General features: G+C 60.9%; 13 protein-coding genes. 4 read left to right on the top strand and 9 right to left on the bottom strand.

All coding sequences use genetic code 11. The features are described from left to right. Positions 1–128: 128 nt before the first annotated feature. The 7 genes from ACB037_RS18755 to ACB037_RS18725 form a co-directional block, all read right to left on the bottom strand. Entirely contained in the window at positions 129–1151 is a 1023-nt protein-coding gene (locus ACB037_RS18755) for a LacI family DNA-binding transcriptional regulator (RefSeq protein ID WP_041201452.1), read from the bottom strand. 139 nt (positions 1152–1290) lie between these two features. Further along, positions 1291–2160, bottom strand: coding sequence for a MalM family protein (locus ACB037_RS18750; RefSeq protein ID WP_039041337.1), 870 nt, complete (start codon positions 2158–2160; stop codon positions 1291–1293). 74 nt (positions 2161–2234) lie between these two features. After that, a complete protein-coding gene (locus ACB037_RS18745; protein WP_041214661.1) occupies positions 2235–3524 on the bottom strand; it encodes a carbohydrate porin in 1290 nt (429 codons plus the stop codon). A 61-nt stretch (positions 3525–3585) separates the two neighbouring features. Then, the gene (locus ACB037_RS18740) at positions 3586–4935 is read right to left on the bottom strand and encodes a putative glycoside hydrolase (RefSeq protein WP_139739425.1); all 1350 of its coding nucleotides are present in this window, start codon (positions 4933–4935) and stop codon (positions 3586–3588) included. 642 nt (positions 4936–5577) lie between these two features. Continuing rightward, positions 5578–5706, bottom strand: a complete 129-nt coding sequence (locus ACB037_RS18735; protein ID WP_270829918.1) for a hypothetical protein — start codon at positions 5704–5706, stop codon at positions 5578–5580. A 39-nt stretch (positions 5707–5745) separates the two neighbouring features. Then, entirely contained in the window at positions 5746–8871 is a 3126-nt protein-coding gene (locus ACB037_RS18730) for a multidrug efflux RND transporter permease subunit (protein ID WP_371175721.1), read from the bottom strand. A gap of 15 nt (positions 8872–8886) precedes the next feature. Beyond that, entirely contained in the window at positions 8887–10044 is a 1158-nt protein-coding gene (locus tag ACB037_RS18725; RefSeq protein WP_371175720.1) for an efflux RND transporter periplasmic adaptor subunit, read from the bottom strand. Between the two features lie 155 nt (positions 10045–10199). On the opposite strand from ACB037_RS18725, the gene ACB037_RS18720 reads away from it, so the two are divergent. After that, positions 10200–10928, top strand: coding sequence for a response regulator (locus ACB037_RS18720; protein ID WP_042864283.1), 729 nt, complete (start codon positions 10200–10202; stop codon positions 10926–10928). Then, on the top strand, positions 10925–12004 hold the full coding sequence (locus tag ACB037_RS18715; protein WP_371175719.1) for an ATP-binding protein: 1080 nt from the start codon (positions 10925–10927) through the stop codon (positions 12002–12004). The genes ACB037_RS18720 and ACB037_RS18715 overlap by 4 nt, the downstream gene beginning before the upstream one ends. A 145-nt stretch (positions 12005–12149) precedes the next feature. Here the strand turns inward: ACB037_RS18715 and ACB037_RS18710 are convergent, their stop codons facing one another. Then, positions 12150–13640: a SulP family inorganic anion transporter gene (locus ACB037_RS18710; RefSeq protein WP_371175718.1), complete on the bottom strand. Its 1491-nt coding sequence runs from the start codon at positions 13638–13640 to the stop codon at positions 12150–12152. 576 nt (positions 13641–14216) lie between these two features. On the opposite strand from ACB037_RS18710, the gene ACB037_RS18705 reads away from it, so the two are divergent. Continuing rightward, positions 14217–14981, top strand: a complete 765-nt coding sequence (locus tag ACB037_RS18705; protein WP_151028140.1) for a LuxR family transcriptional regulator — start codon at positions 14217–14219, stop codon at positions 14979–14981. Positions 14982–15213: 232 nt separating this feature from the next. After that, entirely contained in the window at positions 15214–15732 is a 519-nt protein-coding gene (gene hcp1, locus ACB037_RS18700) for a type VI secretion system effector Hcp1 (RefSeq protein WP_005332563.1), read from the top strand. A 62-nt stretch (positions 15733–15794) separates the two neighbouring features. On the opposite strand, the gene ACB037_RS18695 is transcribed toward hcp1, so the two are convergent. Continuing rightward, positions 15795–16040, bottom strand: a complete 246-nt coding sequence (locus tag ACB037_RS18695; RefSeq protein WP_239053975.1) for a hypothetical protein — start codon at positions 16038–16040, stop codon at positions 15795–15797. Between the last annotated feature and the right edge of the window lie 154 nt (positions 16041–16194).

Here is a 16194-nt window from a genome sequence, read left to right as displayed (position 1 = left end):
AGAGGACACTGCAGGGGCAAGTCATTCGCTGGGCAGGCGGCTGACAAAAGAAAAACGGCCCGAAGGCCGCTTTGCGCTGATGCTGTGCAGGGATCTGATGCTGCCCAGGGAACCGCCCCGGTCTGTGTTCACCCCTTGTAGGGCAGTGTGGTATCACGCACCACAATGCTCAATTCGGGCAGTTCGTCCGAGTTCAGCTCCGTGTTCTCGATCAAACCCAACAGAGTCTTGACCATCTTGACACCCATCTCGTAGATGGGCTGGCGTACCGTGGTCAAGGGCGGGTTGGAATAAGTAGAGAAGGGCAGGTCGTCAAAACCGATGAGCGAGACATCCTCAGGCACCCGCAAGCCGCACTGCTTGAGCCCCAGAATGGCACCGTAACAGGTCTGATCGTTGGCGCAGAAGATGGCGGAGAATTTCCGGCCGCTCTCCACCAGCTTCTTGACGGCATTGAGCCCGCCGACTTCGGCGAAATCCCCCTGGATGACCAGGGAGGGGTCATATTCGATACCTGCGCTCACCAGGGCCTGGCGATAGCCATGATGACGCTCGATGGCATCGTTATGATCCGGTAAACCGACGATATGGGCGATGTCACGATGACCCAGATCCAATAAATAGCGAGTCGCCATGTAGCCACCCAGCCGGTTATTGATGCTGAAGGAGTGTACCCGCTCGGTCATGATATTGTGACCTGTGGCCACAATCGGTATTTGCTGGGAAAACTCGAGCAGTGTTTGCTGATTGACGTGGCCGGTCAAAATAATAAGGCCATCAACCCGCCGGGCCACCAGCAGGCGCAACCGCTCAACTTCTTCTTCCGCATTCCAGTGACCACTGACAATCAGCGGCACATACTCCATGCCCTGAAGAGTGTGTTCAACACCCCGCAACATTTCGTTGGAAAATGGACTCTCCACATGTTGGGTCAAAACACCCAGGGTCATGGACTGACCCGTTTTCAAATATTGCGCCATCAGGTTGGGACGAAAATTCAATTCCTGAATGGCATCTTCCACCGCCTGACGTTTATCTGCGGCCACTTTGGCCGAGCCGTTCAATATCCGGGATACAGTGCTTGCCGAGACACCGGCTCGGCGGGCGATATCATAGACAGTGGCTTTTTTCTCCTGAGCTGACTTCGACATCCCCCCTCCGTACTCGACTGTGAAAACCCCTGGTCATGGCCAGTGTTATATGAATATCTTCTTAATAAATCAGCAAGTTAGGATACCCGTTTCCCCTGGTGGTGACAAGCGATGATGCGCCTTGCCAGGGGAGGGAATGCTACTGCTGGGCGGCAAAAAAGACCTCTTTTGCCTTGGTAAAACCGGCTTGCTCGGCGGCTTTGACCCAGGCGAGCGCCTGCTCATAGTTTTTGCTCTGAACGGCAGTGCGAATATGCTGATAATAATCCAGTTCACCCAACGATTTATCTGGTGAGACCATCACGGGCGATATGGTTTTTGCGATCTGTGTCGCATTCGCAGCAGGCTCTGCGTCCAGCGTCAAATATAGGCGTCCGGTAGCAGAGTGAGGCACTTCCACATTGATGAGGCGGGCGACATCCGTGGTGCGATCATATTGCATGGCGCGCTGGAGATCGTCCGGGTTGAGCCGGGTACTGCCCTGCATGTCCTTCGCCGTGGAATAGATCACCATATAGGCGGCCCGAGCGCTGCCGATGGGGGCCGGAATGGTGAATTCCCCCTGAATGTTCTGCCCTGAAATTAACGAACGACCGTCATAACTGAATGTGGAACCGGGAATGGTTTGAACGGCGTTGTATTGCTCGTCAAGCAACAGGATGCTGGGCAGGAAGACGGTATAGTCGACCGGAATGGTTATTTTGACGCGAGTTGCCTGGCTGACTTCGGGCAGCGAGAAGGCCATTACATAGCTTTTGCCTGAATCAAATGCATAGACCTGGCTGTCGGTGCTCACATCGACCCAGCGGCTCTCCTGCCCGAGGGACTGGAAGCGAAGTTCCTTGAATGACTCGACCGCCACCTTGTTCGACAATTGTTCCCGACCTTGTTCAACCTGTTGCTGCAGGGCGGAGACTGCCGATCCTGGCGAATGCTCCGGGCCCATGCCGGCGCATCCGGCCATCAGCAGACTGACCAGGAAAGGCAGACACTGCTTCGTTCCCTTCATCGTGTTTCCTCGTATGCAATGCGGGTCCCCCAAGGGACCCGAGATTATAGTGCAGATAAGTATCGCGACCTAACCTACCACCACATGTCCGCCTGTACACCGACCAGGAAATCTTCCCGGTCTTCCTGCCAGGGGGTCTCGTTGTTGTGATCGACATAGGTCGTCAGAATGCGGATCTCCGGTGAGGGCCCCATGCCGGTATTGACGGTGAAGGTCGGCACTATGCTGACCTTGTGAGAGGTGCCACCCCGTTCGACGTTGTCGATGATCAGGTTGTTTTTCACATATCCGACCTCTGTCTGGATGGAGAAGAACTCATTGATCGGGAATACCGGGCGCAGAGATGCGGCATACCAGGAATCATGGCCACCCAGCTCGTAGTCGTTGTACTGGTAGGAGAGGGTCGGCAGCAGATGAATATTGGCGCCATACCAGCCACCCCAGAGGAAGAGGCGGTAGGATTGATCGCCTTCCATCACCTTGGACTGGTAGGGTTTATAGCCATCCGCCTTGTCCTGCAGTGTCTTCTGATACAGGGAGCCCTTGCGATACATGGCGGTATTGGTCAGGTTGGCACCCAGCAAGTCCCCTGAACCCAGCCCACGTCCTGCCTGGGCGATGAACTTGGAGAAGCCCCCCGGCATGAAGAAGAAGTCGTCGCGGGAATAGATGACGGTTCCTTCTGCCCCCTTGGTCGCATATTGCTTGTTATCGCCGGTGAACTCGTTGCTGGGCATCTGCTTGAGTGCGATCTCCATGTCCCAGGCACCATAGAGGGCGCTGGTGTGGAGGGTGTGCATGGTGGCTTCAGTGCCATTGGCGCGGTCGGAGTGGCTGGTGTCGTTGCTGTTGATATAGGCAAAGTCCCACTTGCCACCCGCCATCTCCATGGCTTTGATGCCGACGCCGGTTCCCGAGTAGTCCGTGTAGAAATAGTCGGTGGTCCAGATGTAGTTCTCGCGGTCGTAATAGCGCAGGCCACCCCACATGGTCCCGGTCGGGGTGATGCCACCCAGCTCCACATAGGTTTCTGACACACCGCTTTCGCGAGGCGCGGCACGGGTTTGCAGGCCATCGGCATCGGACTCCACCTTGAAGTGGATGTTGACCGACTTGTTGCTGCCCAGATCCCACAACTTGTTCAGGCCCGCTTCCCAGCTGTTGTCCAGCTCGGAGCCCAGGCGCCCCATGGTCTTGTCCATCTCATATTCGTACCCCGCCTTGGCGAAGTTGTCCTTGGCGTCAAACATCGAGCCGGCACGAATATAACCGTGGAAGCCAAAACTCTCGGCGGCATTCGATACTGCGGGCATTGCCAGCCCGCAACATGCCCCGACAAACAAGGCGAGTGACTTCAATTTCATCTTATTGCTCCAATCCGTAGAAAATTATTTTCAATCGATTTCTCGAAGATTCAATGCCTTGTCACTTGATCTGCTGGCAGGGCTGATTGCTGTCAAAGTCTGCCGGGATGGCTGTTTTCAGGGCCACGTTGGTGAAGGCGAAGCGCAGACCGGCCATGGAGTCCCAGGCCCCGCTCAGGTAAAGCGCCTTTTGCACCGAGCCTGTGTTGGCCGCCGGAATGAGAGAGGCGACCGGCAGGATGCAGCGGTACCAGGTGTCGTCATCGGGCACGATGTTGCTGTCCATGGTGAAGAAGGTGCCAAAGTCCGGGCCTGCGGTACCGTCCATGCGGATCTGGATGTTGGGGGAGTCACCGTAGCTGGAGACTTTCAAGTCGAGCAGCATGGCGCCGTCCTGATAGGCGGAGAGATCCCCATTGGCGCTGTCGGTCCCGAGGAAGGCGGCGCCATTGCCTGGCAGGTCCATGGTGATGACCTGGTTTTCATCGGTCAGGGTGCCGCCGAAGCTGGCTGCCGGGTAATCGGCGCTGCGGTCCAAGGCCTGGCTCTTGTCACCGGAGTAGTAGAGTGCGGCATCGGTGGCCACCAGCGCGGGGGCATTGTTGACGCCGGAGCCTGTGTCCGGATTGGTACCAGGATCGGTACCGGGATCGGTTCCCGGGTCGGTGCCTGGGTCTGTGCCCGGGTCGGTAGCGCCGCCAGGCGCTTCACAGGTGACCGGGTCGACAACGGGCTTGGCCGAGGTGGTGAGCAGGTACTTGATGTTGGTGATTTCGTAGTTGAAGGCTTCTTTGGTGGCCAGGTGGAACGGTGTGCCCACAGTGGCGAGGTTGATGGCCGTGGCACCGGGGAAGGGCTTCATGCAGTTGATGGGCAGCGTGAGCGTTTCCCAGTCGCCGGAACCGGTCAGGGCGCTGGCAATGGGCAGGCTGCTGCGGTTGGGATATTCGTTGTCGATGGAGGCATTGAGCACTTCCGGCACCTTGCTCTTGGTCCGCAACTGGAACTCGATGAAACCGGAGGCGTATTTGCTCAGGTTCAGAGGGGTGGCGGATTTGAGCATGAAGGTGCCATCTCCGTCACCGGCTACCTGCACATCGGCGGTGTCATCGGTACCGGCATTGTTGATGAGCACGGCGCTGATGCTGGTCATGGCGACGGGAGAAGCGGTGACCGGTTGCAAGCTCCAGTTGTCCTTCTCTGACTGGATGCTGGGGGTTGTACCCCCATTGGCACCGACCCCGAACAGGATCAGGGTGCTGTCGCCAGGGGGCGTGGTGCCACCGTTGTCGCCACCGTTATTACCACCGGTGTTGCCACTATTCGAGTCGATATTATCGGCCCCACCACACCCGCCAAGCAGGGCAGCGGCGATCAACGACGCCAAAAGTCCTTTTTTTGATGCATTCATACTGACCACTCCAATCAATGGGAAAAATATCCACCGCGATGAACCGTCAAGACTCAAACAGACGCTATGCAATCGATGCCAAGACAAATCATGCTGGCTTCATTTTCTTGAAATCGATTTCCAATGCAATGCTTATCCCCTGTGATGATCAAAGTTTGTGTTTCAAATCACAGAAAACGTGTCCTGATGACCAGCTGATGGGATGTGCAAGAAAGAGTTATCTTTAAATAAAAAGAGTTCATGATGTTGTTTTTAATGGTTTATTTCATTTTTCTCTTGAGACTGACGATCAGAAGGAAAGTATCGGAGTAGATCTGCAATGTATCTGAGGTGATTGCGATGTGTCGATTTCTGAGCAACACTTAAATTGACTTCGATTTCATGGTGTATTGAATGAGACTTAGGCTGTCATCAACCTTGCGGGGGCCTCTTCAGCGGTTCAGGCACCAGGAGTGTCCAGCCTTGACTGGTGATGGCAGACAGCATGCAGTCGATGAGGCCAAGAGAGTCGGTCGTCAGAGCGATGCTGAGGCCGGGTTCCTGCTGGGTCGGCACCGACCCGGGATGGTGCAAGCCCCCTGTGCCAGATAGCAGATCGCCATCTTGGAGAAGACCAAGGATGCACCGGCGACGGAGGGCTGGTCACAAATCCTGGAGAGGCAACCCGCGATAGGGTCGCCCCGCAGCATCGGCCATGAACCACAGGCCCGGCACCATGGCGCGCTCATCCTCTTCGAAGGAACGCAAAATGGTGCCAGGCATGCATTGCATGCTAATCACCTCCCCAGGGCCAGCAAACCCGCGCAGTGGTCAGTATGATCGGTGCTGTGCTCGCTGTGTCCGCCAGGCCTGAATGTGCGCCTGGGTGCCGATGACGAAGACAAAAAAGACCGGCACGAAGAAGATGGCCAGCAGGGTGCCGCTGATCATGCCGCCGAACACGCCGGTGCCGATGGCATGCTGGGTCTCCGCGCTGGCACCACTGGCAAGCATCAGCGGCACCACGCCAAGGGTGAAGGCGAGCGACGTCATCAGGATGGGACGCAGACGCAGGCGTGCGGCGGTCACCGCAGCGTCAAGCAGCGAGCGCCCTTCGCCGTGCAACTGGCGGGCAAACTCCACGATGAGGATGGCGTTCTTGGCCGACAGACCGATGATGGTGATCATGCCCACCTTGAAGAAGACGTCGTTGGGCATGCCCCGAAGCATCACCGCCGCCACGGCGCCGAGCAGGCCCAGGGGGACTACCAGCATCACCGAGAGCGGGATGGACCAGCTCTCGTAGAGCGCGGCCAGCACCAGGAAGACCACCAGCGCCGACAGCAGCATCAGCAGGGGGGCTTGTGCCGCCGACTGGCGCTCCTGCAATGACTGCCCCGTCCAGGCCAGGGCGAAGCCTGGCGGCAGTTGCGCCACCAGGCGATCCATTTCCGCCATCGCGGCGCCACTGGAAACCCCGGTGGCGGCACTCCCGGAAAGACGCACGGCGGGGAAACCATCAAAACGCATCATCTGTTGCGGCGACTGGCGCCAGGTCGGCTTCACCACCTCCCGCAGGGGCACCATGCCGCCGCTGGCATTGCGCACCCGCAGGCCGAGTACGTCATCGAGCTGCATGCGCGCCTTGGCGTCGGCCTGCAGGATGACCTGCTGCATGTGCCCGCCGTTGGGGAAATCGTTGATGTAGAGCGACCCCATCGCCGCCGACAGGGTGCCGCTCACGCTGGTGAACGAGAGTCCCATGGCCTCGGCCTTCTGCCGGTTGATCTCGAGGTGAATGCTCTCGCCGGGGGGCAGGCTGTCGGGATAGACATCGCTCACCACCTCGCTTTGGGCCGCCAGTGCCAGCAGTTGCGCCTGGGCGGCCAGCAGCGCGGCCTCCCCCTGGTTGGCCCTGTCTTGCAGGAAGAGCGTGAAACCCGAAGAGGTGCCCAGTTCGTCGATGGCGGGCGGCAGCAGGCTCATCACAGTACCTTCCTTGCTGTTGGCCATGGCGGCCTGTGCCAGCTCTGCCTCTTCGGCGGCCGTGGCACCATGACGCTGGTCCCAGTCTTTGAGCATGGTGAAGGCCATGGCCGCATTGGGGCCGGCGCCGGAGAAGCTGAAGCCCTGTACCACCAGGTTGGTGTCGAGCGCCTCGCGAGAGGCCACATGGGCCTCGAACTCCTTGATGACGGCCAGGGTGCGCTCGCTGGTGGCGCCGGTCGGCAACTGGATGGAGGTCATGAAGTAGCCCTGATCCTCGTCCGGCAGGAAAGAGGAGGGCAGCTGGGTGGCCGCAATGGCCAGCACGGCGCAGAGGGCGGCGAAGGTAGCCATCACGCGTCCGCTGCGTCCGACCAGCCGGGTGACCCGAACGCCGTAGCCTGCGGTGATCCGCTCGACGCCCCGGTTGAAGGCGCCGAAGAAACCGCGCTTCTCATGGTGACTCGGGCTGACCGGACGCAGCAAGGTGGCGCAGAGCGCCGGCGTCAGGGTCAGGGCGAGGAAGGCGGAAATCAGGATCGACACCGCCATCGACAGGGTGAACTGCTGGTAGATGACCCCCACCGAGCCGCTGCCGAACGCCATGGGGATGAACACCGCCGTGAGCACCAGGGTGATGCCGATCACCGCCCCGGTGATCTCCTTCATGGCCCGCGATGTCGCCTCCCTGGGCGATAGCCCCTGGGTGGCCATCAGGCGCTCGACGTTCTCCACCACCACGATGGCGTCGTCGACGATGATGCCGATGGCCAGCACCATGCCGAACATGGTCAGGGAGTTGATGGAAAAGCCGGCCAGCAGCATCACCGCGAAGGTGCCAAGCAGGGCGATGGGGGCGACGATGGCCGGGATCAGGGTGTAGCGCAGGTTCTGCAGGAAGAGGAACATCACCAGGAACACCAGCACCATGGCTTCCAGCAGGGTGTGGATCACCTTGTCGATGGAGACCTTGACGAAGGGGGCTGAGTCGAACGGGATCGAATAGGCCATGCCCGCCGGCAGGGTGGGGGCGAGCTGAGCGAGACGGGTGCGTACCGCATCGGCGGTGCGCACGGCGTTGGCGCCGGGGGAGAGCTGAATGGCAGCGCTGGTGGCGGCCACGCCGTTCTCCCGGTTGGAAAAGGCGTAGGATTGCGCCCCCAGCTCGACCCGGGCCACGTCACCCAGCACCAGCTTGGCGCCATCACTACCGGCCCGCAGCACGATGGCGGCGAACGCCTCGGGAGTGGTCAGCTGCCCCTGTACCGTGAGGGGAACCGTCAGTCGCTGGCCAGGCAGGGCGGGTTCGTCGCCGAGGCGCCCCGGTGCAATCTGCACGTTCTGCTGCTCGATGGCCTGCGCCACCTCGCTGATGGTCAACCCGTAGGCGGCGAGCTTGCCCGGATCTACCCAGATGCGCATGGCCTGCTCGGCGCCGAACAGCTGCACTCGCCCCACCCCGTCGATGCGGCGCAGCTCCTGCACGATATTGCGCGCCATGTAGTCGTTCAGCGCGACCTCATCGAAGCGGCCATCCGGTGAAGTCATGCCGACCATCATCAGAAAGCCGGACGAGGCGGACTCCACCTGCAGGCCGGTTTGCCGCACCGCCTGTGGCAAGCGAGGCTCGACCGCCTTGATGCGGTTTTGCACGTCCATCTGGGCCAGCTCCGGATCGGTGCCCGGCTTGAAGGTGGCGGTGATCTGCGCGCTGCCGGAGGCGTCTACCGATGACTCGAAGTAGAGCAGGTTCTTGACCCCCGACAGCTCGCGCTCGATCAGGCTCACCACCGCATCGTTCAGGGTCTGCGGCGTGGCGCCCGGATAGGTGGCATAGAGGGTCACCGACACCGGCGCCACCGAGGGATAGCGGGAGATGGGCAGCTTGGGGATGGCGATGACCCCCGCCAGCACGATGAAGAGGGCGATCACCCAGGCAAACACCGGGCGATGAATGAAAAACTGCGGCATGAAAATGTCTCCGATTCAACGGTTACCGGCGTCAGCCTGCTGGCTGACTGCGGGGGATTGCCAGGGATGGGCAATGACTTGTGCCCCCGGGGTCAGGCGGTCGATCCCCTCGATCACCACCCGCTGTCCGGCGTTGAGCCCGGACGTGATGCGGTACTGGCTATTCACCAGTTCAGCGGTGTTGACCGGAACCAGTTGTGCCTGCCCCTGGCCATCCACCACCCACACGCTGGTCTGGCCCGATGTGCGCACCACCGCCTGCTGAGGCACGCTCAGGGCGTTGGCATAGCGGGCACGGGGAATGCGCGCCTGTACGTAGAGGCCGGGCAAGAGCCGCCGCTCCGGGTTGTCCACCAGTACCCGCAGCAGTACGTCACCGGTACCGGCATCCACCTCGATGCCGGAGAAGAGGATGTGCCCCTGCATGCCGAGCGGCTTGCCGTCGCTGCCGAGGATGTCCACCGCCAGTTCCGGTGCCGTCGAGCCAGCCTGCTGGCGCAGGGTGTCCAGCACAGAGGCCGGTTGACGCACATCGACGTAGACCTGATCGATCTGCTGGATCCTGGCCATGGGGGTGGCGTCGGTGGGGGACACCAGAGCCCCTTCACTCACCAGCGCCTGATCGATGCGCCCGGCGATGGGGGCTTCCACGCTGGCAAATTGCAGGTTCAGCTGGTGCCGGGCCAGGGTCGCCCTGGCCTGAGCCACGTCGGCGGCCGCCTGATCACGCTGGGAGACCGCATCGTCATAGGTCTGGCGGCTGATGGCCTCGGTGCGCAGCAGCGGCTGCAGGCGGTCAATCTGGATACGGGCGCGAGCCAGCACGGCCTGGGCCCGCTGCAATGCTGCGGCGGCGCTGTCGACATCCGCCTTGAAGGGGGCTGGATTTATCTGGAACAGCACTGTGCCTGCGCCGATTTCGGCGCCCTGCTCGAACAGGCGGCGCTGCACGATGCCGCTGATCTGGGCCCGAATTTCGGCGCTTCGCACCGCGGCCACCCGGGCGGGCAGATCCTCGCTGATGACCAGGTCCTGACCTGCCAGCGTCATCACCGACACCTGAGGACGGGTCGGCGCATCTTGCGCTTGCGTCGTCCCATCGCAACCTGCCAACCCGAATACGGCAATGACGGCGAGCAGGGCGCCCGCATACCGCTGTTTGACAAACATCATATTCACCTCGTTAAACCGCCTCCCGGGCATGGTGCTGCCGCGAGAGCACATCGAACGGGCATTATGGAGAGGGGCTATTGCGAATGATTCGAGGCTTTGTGGAGAATCCATGGAGGCGGTGATAAAGTTCAAGCCCCCCATTTTCGAGTCCGACCATGTCGTATCTTCCTGCTTCCGCCAACCCGGCGGCCCAGTCACTGGTACTGATTGCAGAGGATGAAGCCGAGATAGCCGACATCCTCGCCGCTTACCTGCAACGCCACGGATTGCGCACCCTGCATGCCGCCGATGGCCGCGAAGCCCTGGCCATGCACCAGACATGCAAACCCGATCTCCTGTTGCTGGATGTGCAGATGCCGCAGCTCGATGGCTGGCAGGTGCTCAGCGAGATCCGGGCCCGTGGCGACACGCCGGTGATCATGCTGACCGCCCTGGATCAGGACCTCGACAAGCTGATGGGGCTTCGCATGGGGGCGGATGACTATGTGGTCAAACCCTTCAACCCGGCCGAAGTGGTGGCCCGGGTACAGGCGGTGCTCAGACGCAGCCAGGCTGCGAAACAGACCACGGCCCGGGTACTGCGGGTCGGCCCCTTCCAGATCGATCTGGAGAGCCACGAGGCCAGCATTTGCCGCGATGAGGGGCAGCAGGTGCTGGATCTGACCCTGACCGAATTCAAGTTGCTCGCCTCCCTGATGCGGGCTCCCAAGCGGGTGTTCAGCCGCGCCGAACTGCTGACCCACTGCCTGCCGGAGGGGGATACCCAGGAGCGCACGGTGGACAGCCACATCAGCAAGCTGCGCAAGAAGCTGGAGGCACAGGGCATCCAGGGGGTGCCCGCCAGTGTCTGGGGCGTCGGCTATCGCTTCGGGGGCGATGCGTGACATCGGCACCCGGCCTGCGCAGGCAAATCATCCGCTCCCTGGGGCTGATGGCGCTCGGCATCATCTGCCTCGCGGTGATCGGCACCTATGTGTTCTACGCCATTGCCGTGACCTATGTGCCTGGCAGCATCTCCGAGAGCTGGATGCCCTCCAGGGTCGAGATGATCTGGATCGGCTCGACCATTCTCATTGCATTGGGGATGGCGCTGTACGTGGCGGTGCGCCTCTCTCGGCGCATCCTGACCCCGCTCAATTCGGTGGCGAACAGCCTGCGAGAGGTGGCAGAGGGTAGGCTCGACGCCCGTGTGCCGCTGGATGAACAGGCGATCGGGGAGACGGCGCAACTGGTGCGGGACTTCAACACCATGGCCGAACGGCTGCAGAGCATGACCCGCGAGCGGGAGTTCTGGAATGCCGCCATCGCCCACGAATTGCGCACCCCGGTGACCATCTTGCGTGGCCGCTTGCAGGGGCTGGCCGAAGGGGTATTTCCGCCAGAGCGTGCGCTCTTTGAAGGCTTGCTGCGTCAGGTGGAGGGATTGACCCACCTGATCGAAGACTTGCGGGTGCTCAGTCTCAACGACAGCGGCCACCTGGAGTTGCAACGAGAGGCGATCAGGCTGTCCGACGAGCTTGCCGTGGTGCTTGAGGCGTTTGCCACCCCTCTGGCCGCGAGCGGTTTCACCCTCAAACGGGAGCTCGATGCCGAGCTCTGGGTCTGTTGCGATGCACTTCGCATCCGTCAGGCCCTGATGGCGCTGCTGGAAAATGCCCAGAAGCACGCGGTGCCGGGCATGCTGACCGTGCGCCTGCATCGTTCTGGCGCCCAGTGCATCCTGAGCGTGGAAGACGAAGGGCCCGGCATCAGCGAGGAGGTCGCCGCCCATATCTTCGAGGCGTTTCGCCGGGGGGATCCGTCACGCTCGCGCAAGAGTGGCGGCAGCGGGCTCGGGCTGGCCGTGGTCAAGGCGATTGCCGAGGCCCACGGCGGCAGTGCGGTCTGCCAATCCGGCGGGCGGGGCGGCACCCTGTTCCTGCTTTCCTGGCCCCTCTTGCACCCTGACGGCAGGTCATGACCCCGCATTGCCGCATCGGCTCGGGATGGGCGAGCCGAGGCGCGTGTGTTGACTGTGATCCAACAGCCCAAAAAAAGCCCATCTCATGGGGAGAGACGGGCTTTTTTATGGCTTGCAGGCAGCGCCCTCTTGGGGCGCGCCGGGATCAATGCTCGGCCAGCAGGGGCTCTCCCTCCTGGTGTTTGTCGTGGATGGCAAAGCGATCGACCAGGGTGGCACTGGCGTCGTTCAGGCCGATGACCGCCACCTCTTTCCCCTCACGGCGGAACTTGATGACCACCTTGTCGAGGGCCGTGATGGCGGTGATGTCCCAGAAGTGGGCGTGCGTCAGGTCGATGACCACCTTCTCCACTTCCTCCCTGAAATCGAAACCGGCCAGGAACTGCTCGGCGCTGGCAAAGAAGACCTGGCCCCGCACCAGATAGGTACGCACGGCGCCGCTGCGCTCGCTGTCGCTCTTGACCACCATGACGCGGGCAACCTTGTGGGCGAAGAAGAGGGAGGCGAGCAGCACCCCCACGAAGACCCCGAGTGCCAGGTTGTGGGTCGCGACCACCACGGCGACGGTGGTTACCATCACCAGGTTGGTGGAGAGGGGGTGGCTCTTCAGGTTGCGTACCGACTCCCAGGAAAACGTGCCGATGGAGACCATGATCATCACGGCCACCAGGGCTGCCATGGGGATCTGACGGATCCACTCATCCATGAAGACCACCATCAGGATGAGCAGGGTCCCCGCCACGAAGGTGGAGAGGCGGCCGCGGCCACCGGATTTGATGTTGATGACGGACTGGCCAATCATGGCGCACCCCGCCATGCCTCCCAGCAGACCGGCGCCGATGTTGGCGATCCCCTGACCCTTGCACTCGCGGTTGCGATCGCTTGGGGTGTCGGTCATCTCGTCGACGATGGCTGCCGTCATCATGGACTCGAGCAGTCCCACCACCGCCAGCCCCGCTGAATAGGGGAAGATGGTGGCCAGGGTCTCCAGATTGAGGGGCACGTCGGGCCAGAGGAAGACCGGCAGGGTATCGGGCAGCTCGCCCATGTCGCCCACGGTACGAATGTCGATGCCCAGGGCGATGGCCACCGCCGTCAGGATGACGATGCACAGCAGGGGAGAGGGGAGCAGTTTGCCCACCACGGGAACGAGCGGGAACAGATAGATGATGCCAAGCCCGGCCGCGGTCATGGCGTAGACCTGCCAGGTGACGTTGGTGAGCTCGGGCAGCTGGGCCATGAAGATAAGGATGGCCAGGGCGTTGACGAAGCCGGTCACCACGGAGCGGGAGACGAACCGCATCAGGCTGCCGAGCCTGAGGTAGCCCGCCGCTATCTGGAAGAGGCCGGTGAGCAGGGTGGCCGCCAGCAGATACTGCAGGCCATGTTCCTTGACCAGGGTCACCATCAGGAGCGCCATCGCGCCGGTGGCGGCGGAAATCATGCCGGGACGACCGCCAACGAAGGCGATGACCACGGCGATGGAGAAGGAGGCATAGAGGCCGACCTTGGGGTCGACGCCCGCAATGATGGAGAAGGCGATGGCCTCCGGGATCAGCGCCAGGGCGACGACGATGCCCGACAGCAGATCGCCCCGTATGTTGGAGAACCACTCTTGTCTTGCACGTTCCAGCATGGGGATTTTCTCGCTCGTTGAGGATCCATGGCCACAGGCCCGCAAATCAGGGGGAATGGCGGGGATCACAGGGTTGGATTGGCTGTTGATGGTCGGGTAAACCGGCCGGTCGGCATAACCGGAGTCAGGCGGCAGAGGCCGCACAGGGCAGGGTCAGGGCGGCGTGACGGCCACCCCAGAGCACATAACAGGCATAAGGGGCGCATGTTAACAGCCGGTGCCAGGCCGGGGAAGCCCGTAAAGGGCCAGAAACGGGGGACGGGACACAAAATGATCGGCCTGTCAGTGACCAAGGTCTCATCTGGAAGGTTTATTATCCCTTCCCCGCCGAGTGCTGTTATATGATTGCGATGTTTTTTGCCAAAACTCGTGATTTTAATGCAGTTAAGTTCTGGTTATTGGTATTTCTCTCTAAGTCATACCCTTCATCCCGCCGAGAGCAAGCCCCTTGAGGCTCATGGCGGGCCCTGAGATCAGGGTTTCACGGGTTCCGTTTCTATTTGTTGGTACGTGATTCAGCTCCCATTGGGTTTCATGAAAAACAATGCTGACACCATTTGAAAACAATTCGACAACATGGATACAAGCTACGCGTTAGATCTCATCTCCCGGTTCGAACAGGCCGACGATGAGCACACCATAGTGGCGTTGCTGCGCCAGTTGACGACACAGGCGGGATTTGACTACTTCAGATTGGCCCTGATGTCTCCCAGCACCATACAGCGACCGGATGTCACCATCTTCAATGGTTGTCCTCAGGAGTGGGTTGACGCCTATACCCAGGCCAACTTCTTTGCCATCGATCCCGTCGTCCAGCGCGGCATGGAGCAGAGCACCCCCATCCTGTGGGCGGATCTCATGGTGCAGGGGGTCTGTGACGATGAGCGCCTTGCCGTGATGATGCTCGCGCAGCAGGCGGGATTGCGCGACGGTATTACGTTTCCCTGGCACGGGGCCAACGGTCATGTGGGCCTGCTCTCCCTGATCACCAGCACACCTCGCACCAGAGCGCAGTGGCTCTCTGCGGTGCCTTTTCTCAGCTGGCTATCCATGCATATCTTCGAGGCGGTGGTGAGGGTCTGTTTGGTAGGGGAGTCCTCTCATGATGCCCTGAGCCTGCGCGAGCTGGAGGTATGCCGCTGGGCGGCGGAAGGGAAGCAGACGAGCGATATTGCGCAGATCCTGGGGATCACCCCGCGCACGGTGACCTTTCATCTGAACAATGTGGTCACCAAGCTGGGGGCCAGCAGCAAGTGCCAGGCGATCTCCTGGGCGTTGAAACAGGGGGTGGTGAGGTTGAACGTAGAGCTGGCCGCCGTCGCCAATGTGGATGAGCAGTAGTGTTCCCGTCGGATTGGCGCAAAAAATTGCGCACATACCAGAAGATTGAACTGCCAGTGCAATGACTGATGGTCAAACGTGTTGAAAAGTACAACTTATTGCGCCGAGCGTACTGCTGTGTGGGGAGATTTTTTTATAACTGATTGAAATGTAATGGGTAAAAAGAGTGGCATGGACGCTGCTAACGGATTCGGGCGAGTGTCATAACCGTTCAACCATCAGGAGCAATTCCATGCCAACCCCATGTTATATCAGCATCGAAGGTAAAACCCAGGGCAACATCACCGCCGGTGCCTTCACCTCCGATTCCGTCGGCAACATCTTCGTGCAGGGCCACGAAGACGAGATGCTGGTACAAGAGTTCCAGCACGTCGTCACCGTGCCGACCGATCCGCAATCCGGTCAGCCGGCGGGTCAGCGTGTCCACAAGCCGTTCAAGTTCACCGTTGCCCTGAACAAGGCCGTGCCGCTGATGTACAACTCCCTGGCCTCCGGCGAGATGCTGCCGAAAGTGACCCTGAAGTGGTACCGCACCTCCGTCGAGGGCAAGCAGGAGCACTTCTTCAGCACTGTGCTGACCGATGCCACCATCGTTGACATCGACTGCCAGATGCCCCACTGCCAGGATCCGGCGAAGTCCGACTTCACCCAGCTGATCCAGGTCTCCATGGCCTACCGCAAGATCGACTGGGAGCACACCGTTGCCGGCACCTCTGGTGCTGATGACTGGCGCGCGCCGATCGAGGCCTGATCACCGATTTATTGATTGCCGTTGTTCCTTGTAGTGCACCCCAGGGCCTGATGACTGCCGTGTCAGCTGTCATCAGACCCGTGCAAGCTTTCTCCGACCCATTCAACCGGATGTGGTCGGAGCTTTTGTGTTTTGCCATCCGGCTGCATGGCGGCTGGATGGCAAAGCACAACGAAGGCCGGTCGCGCCATCTCCCACGATTGCCTTGTCAGATGAAAGCGGCGCTTCTCAGTTTGCACCGTGCCTTCCCTCGCGATGCTGATGGCGATGGTGACCCATCTTGCGACGCGCCTGATCTCAGACGTCATCCGTGCAGCTCCCGGGGCTGCGAACTGGCAGGTTAAGGAGCCCTCATGGCAGACAGCACAGGATTACAATTCACCGTCAAGGTAGGGGCTCTGCCCGAGAGCACCTTTGTGGTGGCCGAGTTTGCGCTGGATGAAGCGCTCAACCGGCCGTTCA

This window comes from Aeromonas sp. S19(2024) (assembly GCF_041402625.1).
Classification (GTDB): domain Bacteria; phylum Pseudomonadota; class Gammaproteobacteria; order Enterobacterales; family Aeromonadaceae; genus Aeromonas; species Aeromonas caviae.
Note: the sequence above shows the minus strand (reverse complement) of the source record. Positions and strands in the feature narration are given on the sequence as shown.

Excerpts from the sequence above, each read along its gene's own strand:
- ACB037_RS18755 (WP_041201452.1), bottom strand. The coding sequence starts at position 1,151 with ATGTCGAAGTCAGCTCAGGAGAAAAAAGCCACTGTCTATGATATCGCC.
- ACB037_RS18750 (WP_039041337.1), bottom strand. The coding sequence starts at position 2,160 with ATGAAGGGAACGAAGCAGTGTCTGCCTTTCCTGGTCAGTCTGCTGATG.
- ACB037_RS18745 (WP_041214661.1), bottom strand. The coding sequence starts at position 3,524 with ATGAAATTGAAGTCACTCGCCTTGTTTGTCGGGGCATGTTGCGGGCTG.
- ACB037_RS18740 (WP_139739425.1), bottom strand. The coding sequence starts at position 4,935 with ATGAATGCATCAAAAAAAGGACTTTTGGCGTCGTTGATCGCCGCTGCC.
- ACB037_RS18735 (WP_270829918.1), bottom strand. The coding sequence starts at position 5,706 with ATGCAATGCATGCCTGGCACCATTTTGCGTTCCTTCGAAGAGGATGAG.
- ACB037_RS18730 (WP_371175721.1), bottom strand. The coding sequence starts at position 8,871 with ATGCCGCAGTTTTTCATTCATCGCCCGGTGTTTGCCTGGGTGATCGCC.
- ACB037_RS18725 (WP_371175720.1), bottom strand. The coding sequence starts at position 10,044 with ATGATGTTTGTCAAACAGCGGTATGCGGGCGCCCTGCTCGCCGTCATT.
- ACB037_RS18720 (WP_042864283.1), top strand. The coding sequence starts at position 10,200 with ATGTCGTATCTTCCTGCTTCCGCCAACCCGGCGGCCCAGTCACTGGTA.
- ACB037_RS18710 (WP_371175718.1), bottom strand. The coding sequence starts at position 13,640 with ATGCTGGAACGTGCAAGACAAGAGTGGTTCTCCAACATACGGGGCGAT.
- ACB037_RS18705 (WP_151028140.1), top strand. The coding sequence starts at position 14,217 with ATGGATACAAGCTACGCGTTAGATCTCATCTCCCGGTTCGAACAGGCC.
- hcp1 (WP_005332563.1), top strand. The coding sequence starts at position 15,214 with ATGCCAACCCCATGTTATATCAGCATCGAAGGTAAAACCCAGGGCAAC.
- ACB037_RS18695 (WP_239053975.1), bottom strand. The coding sequence starts at position 16,040 with ATGACGTCTGAGATCAGGCGCGTCGCAAGATGGGTCACCATCGCCATC.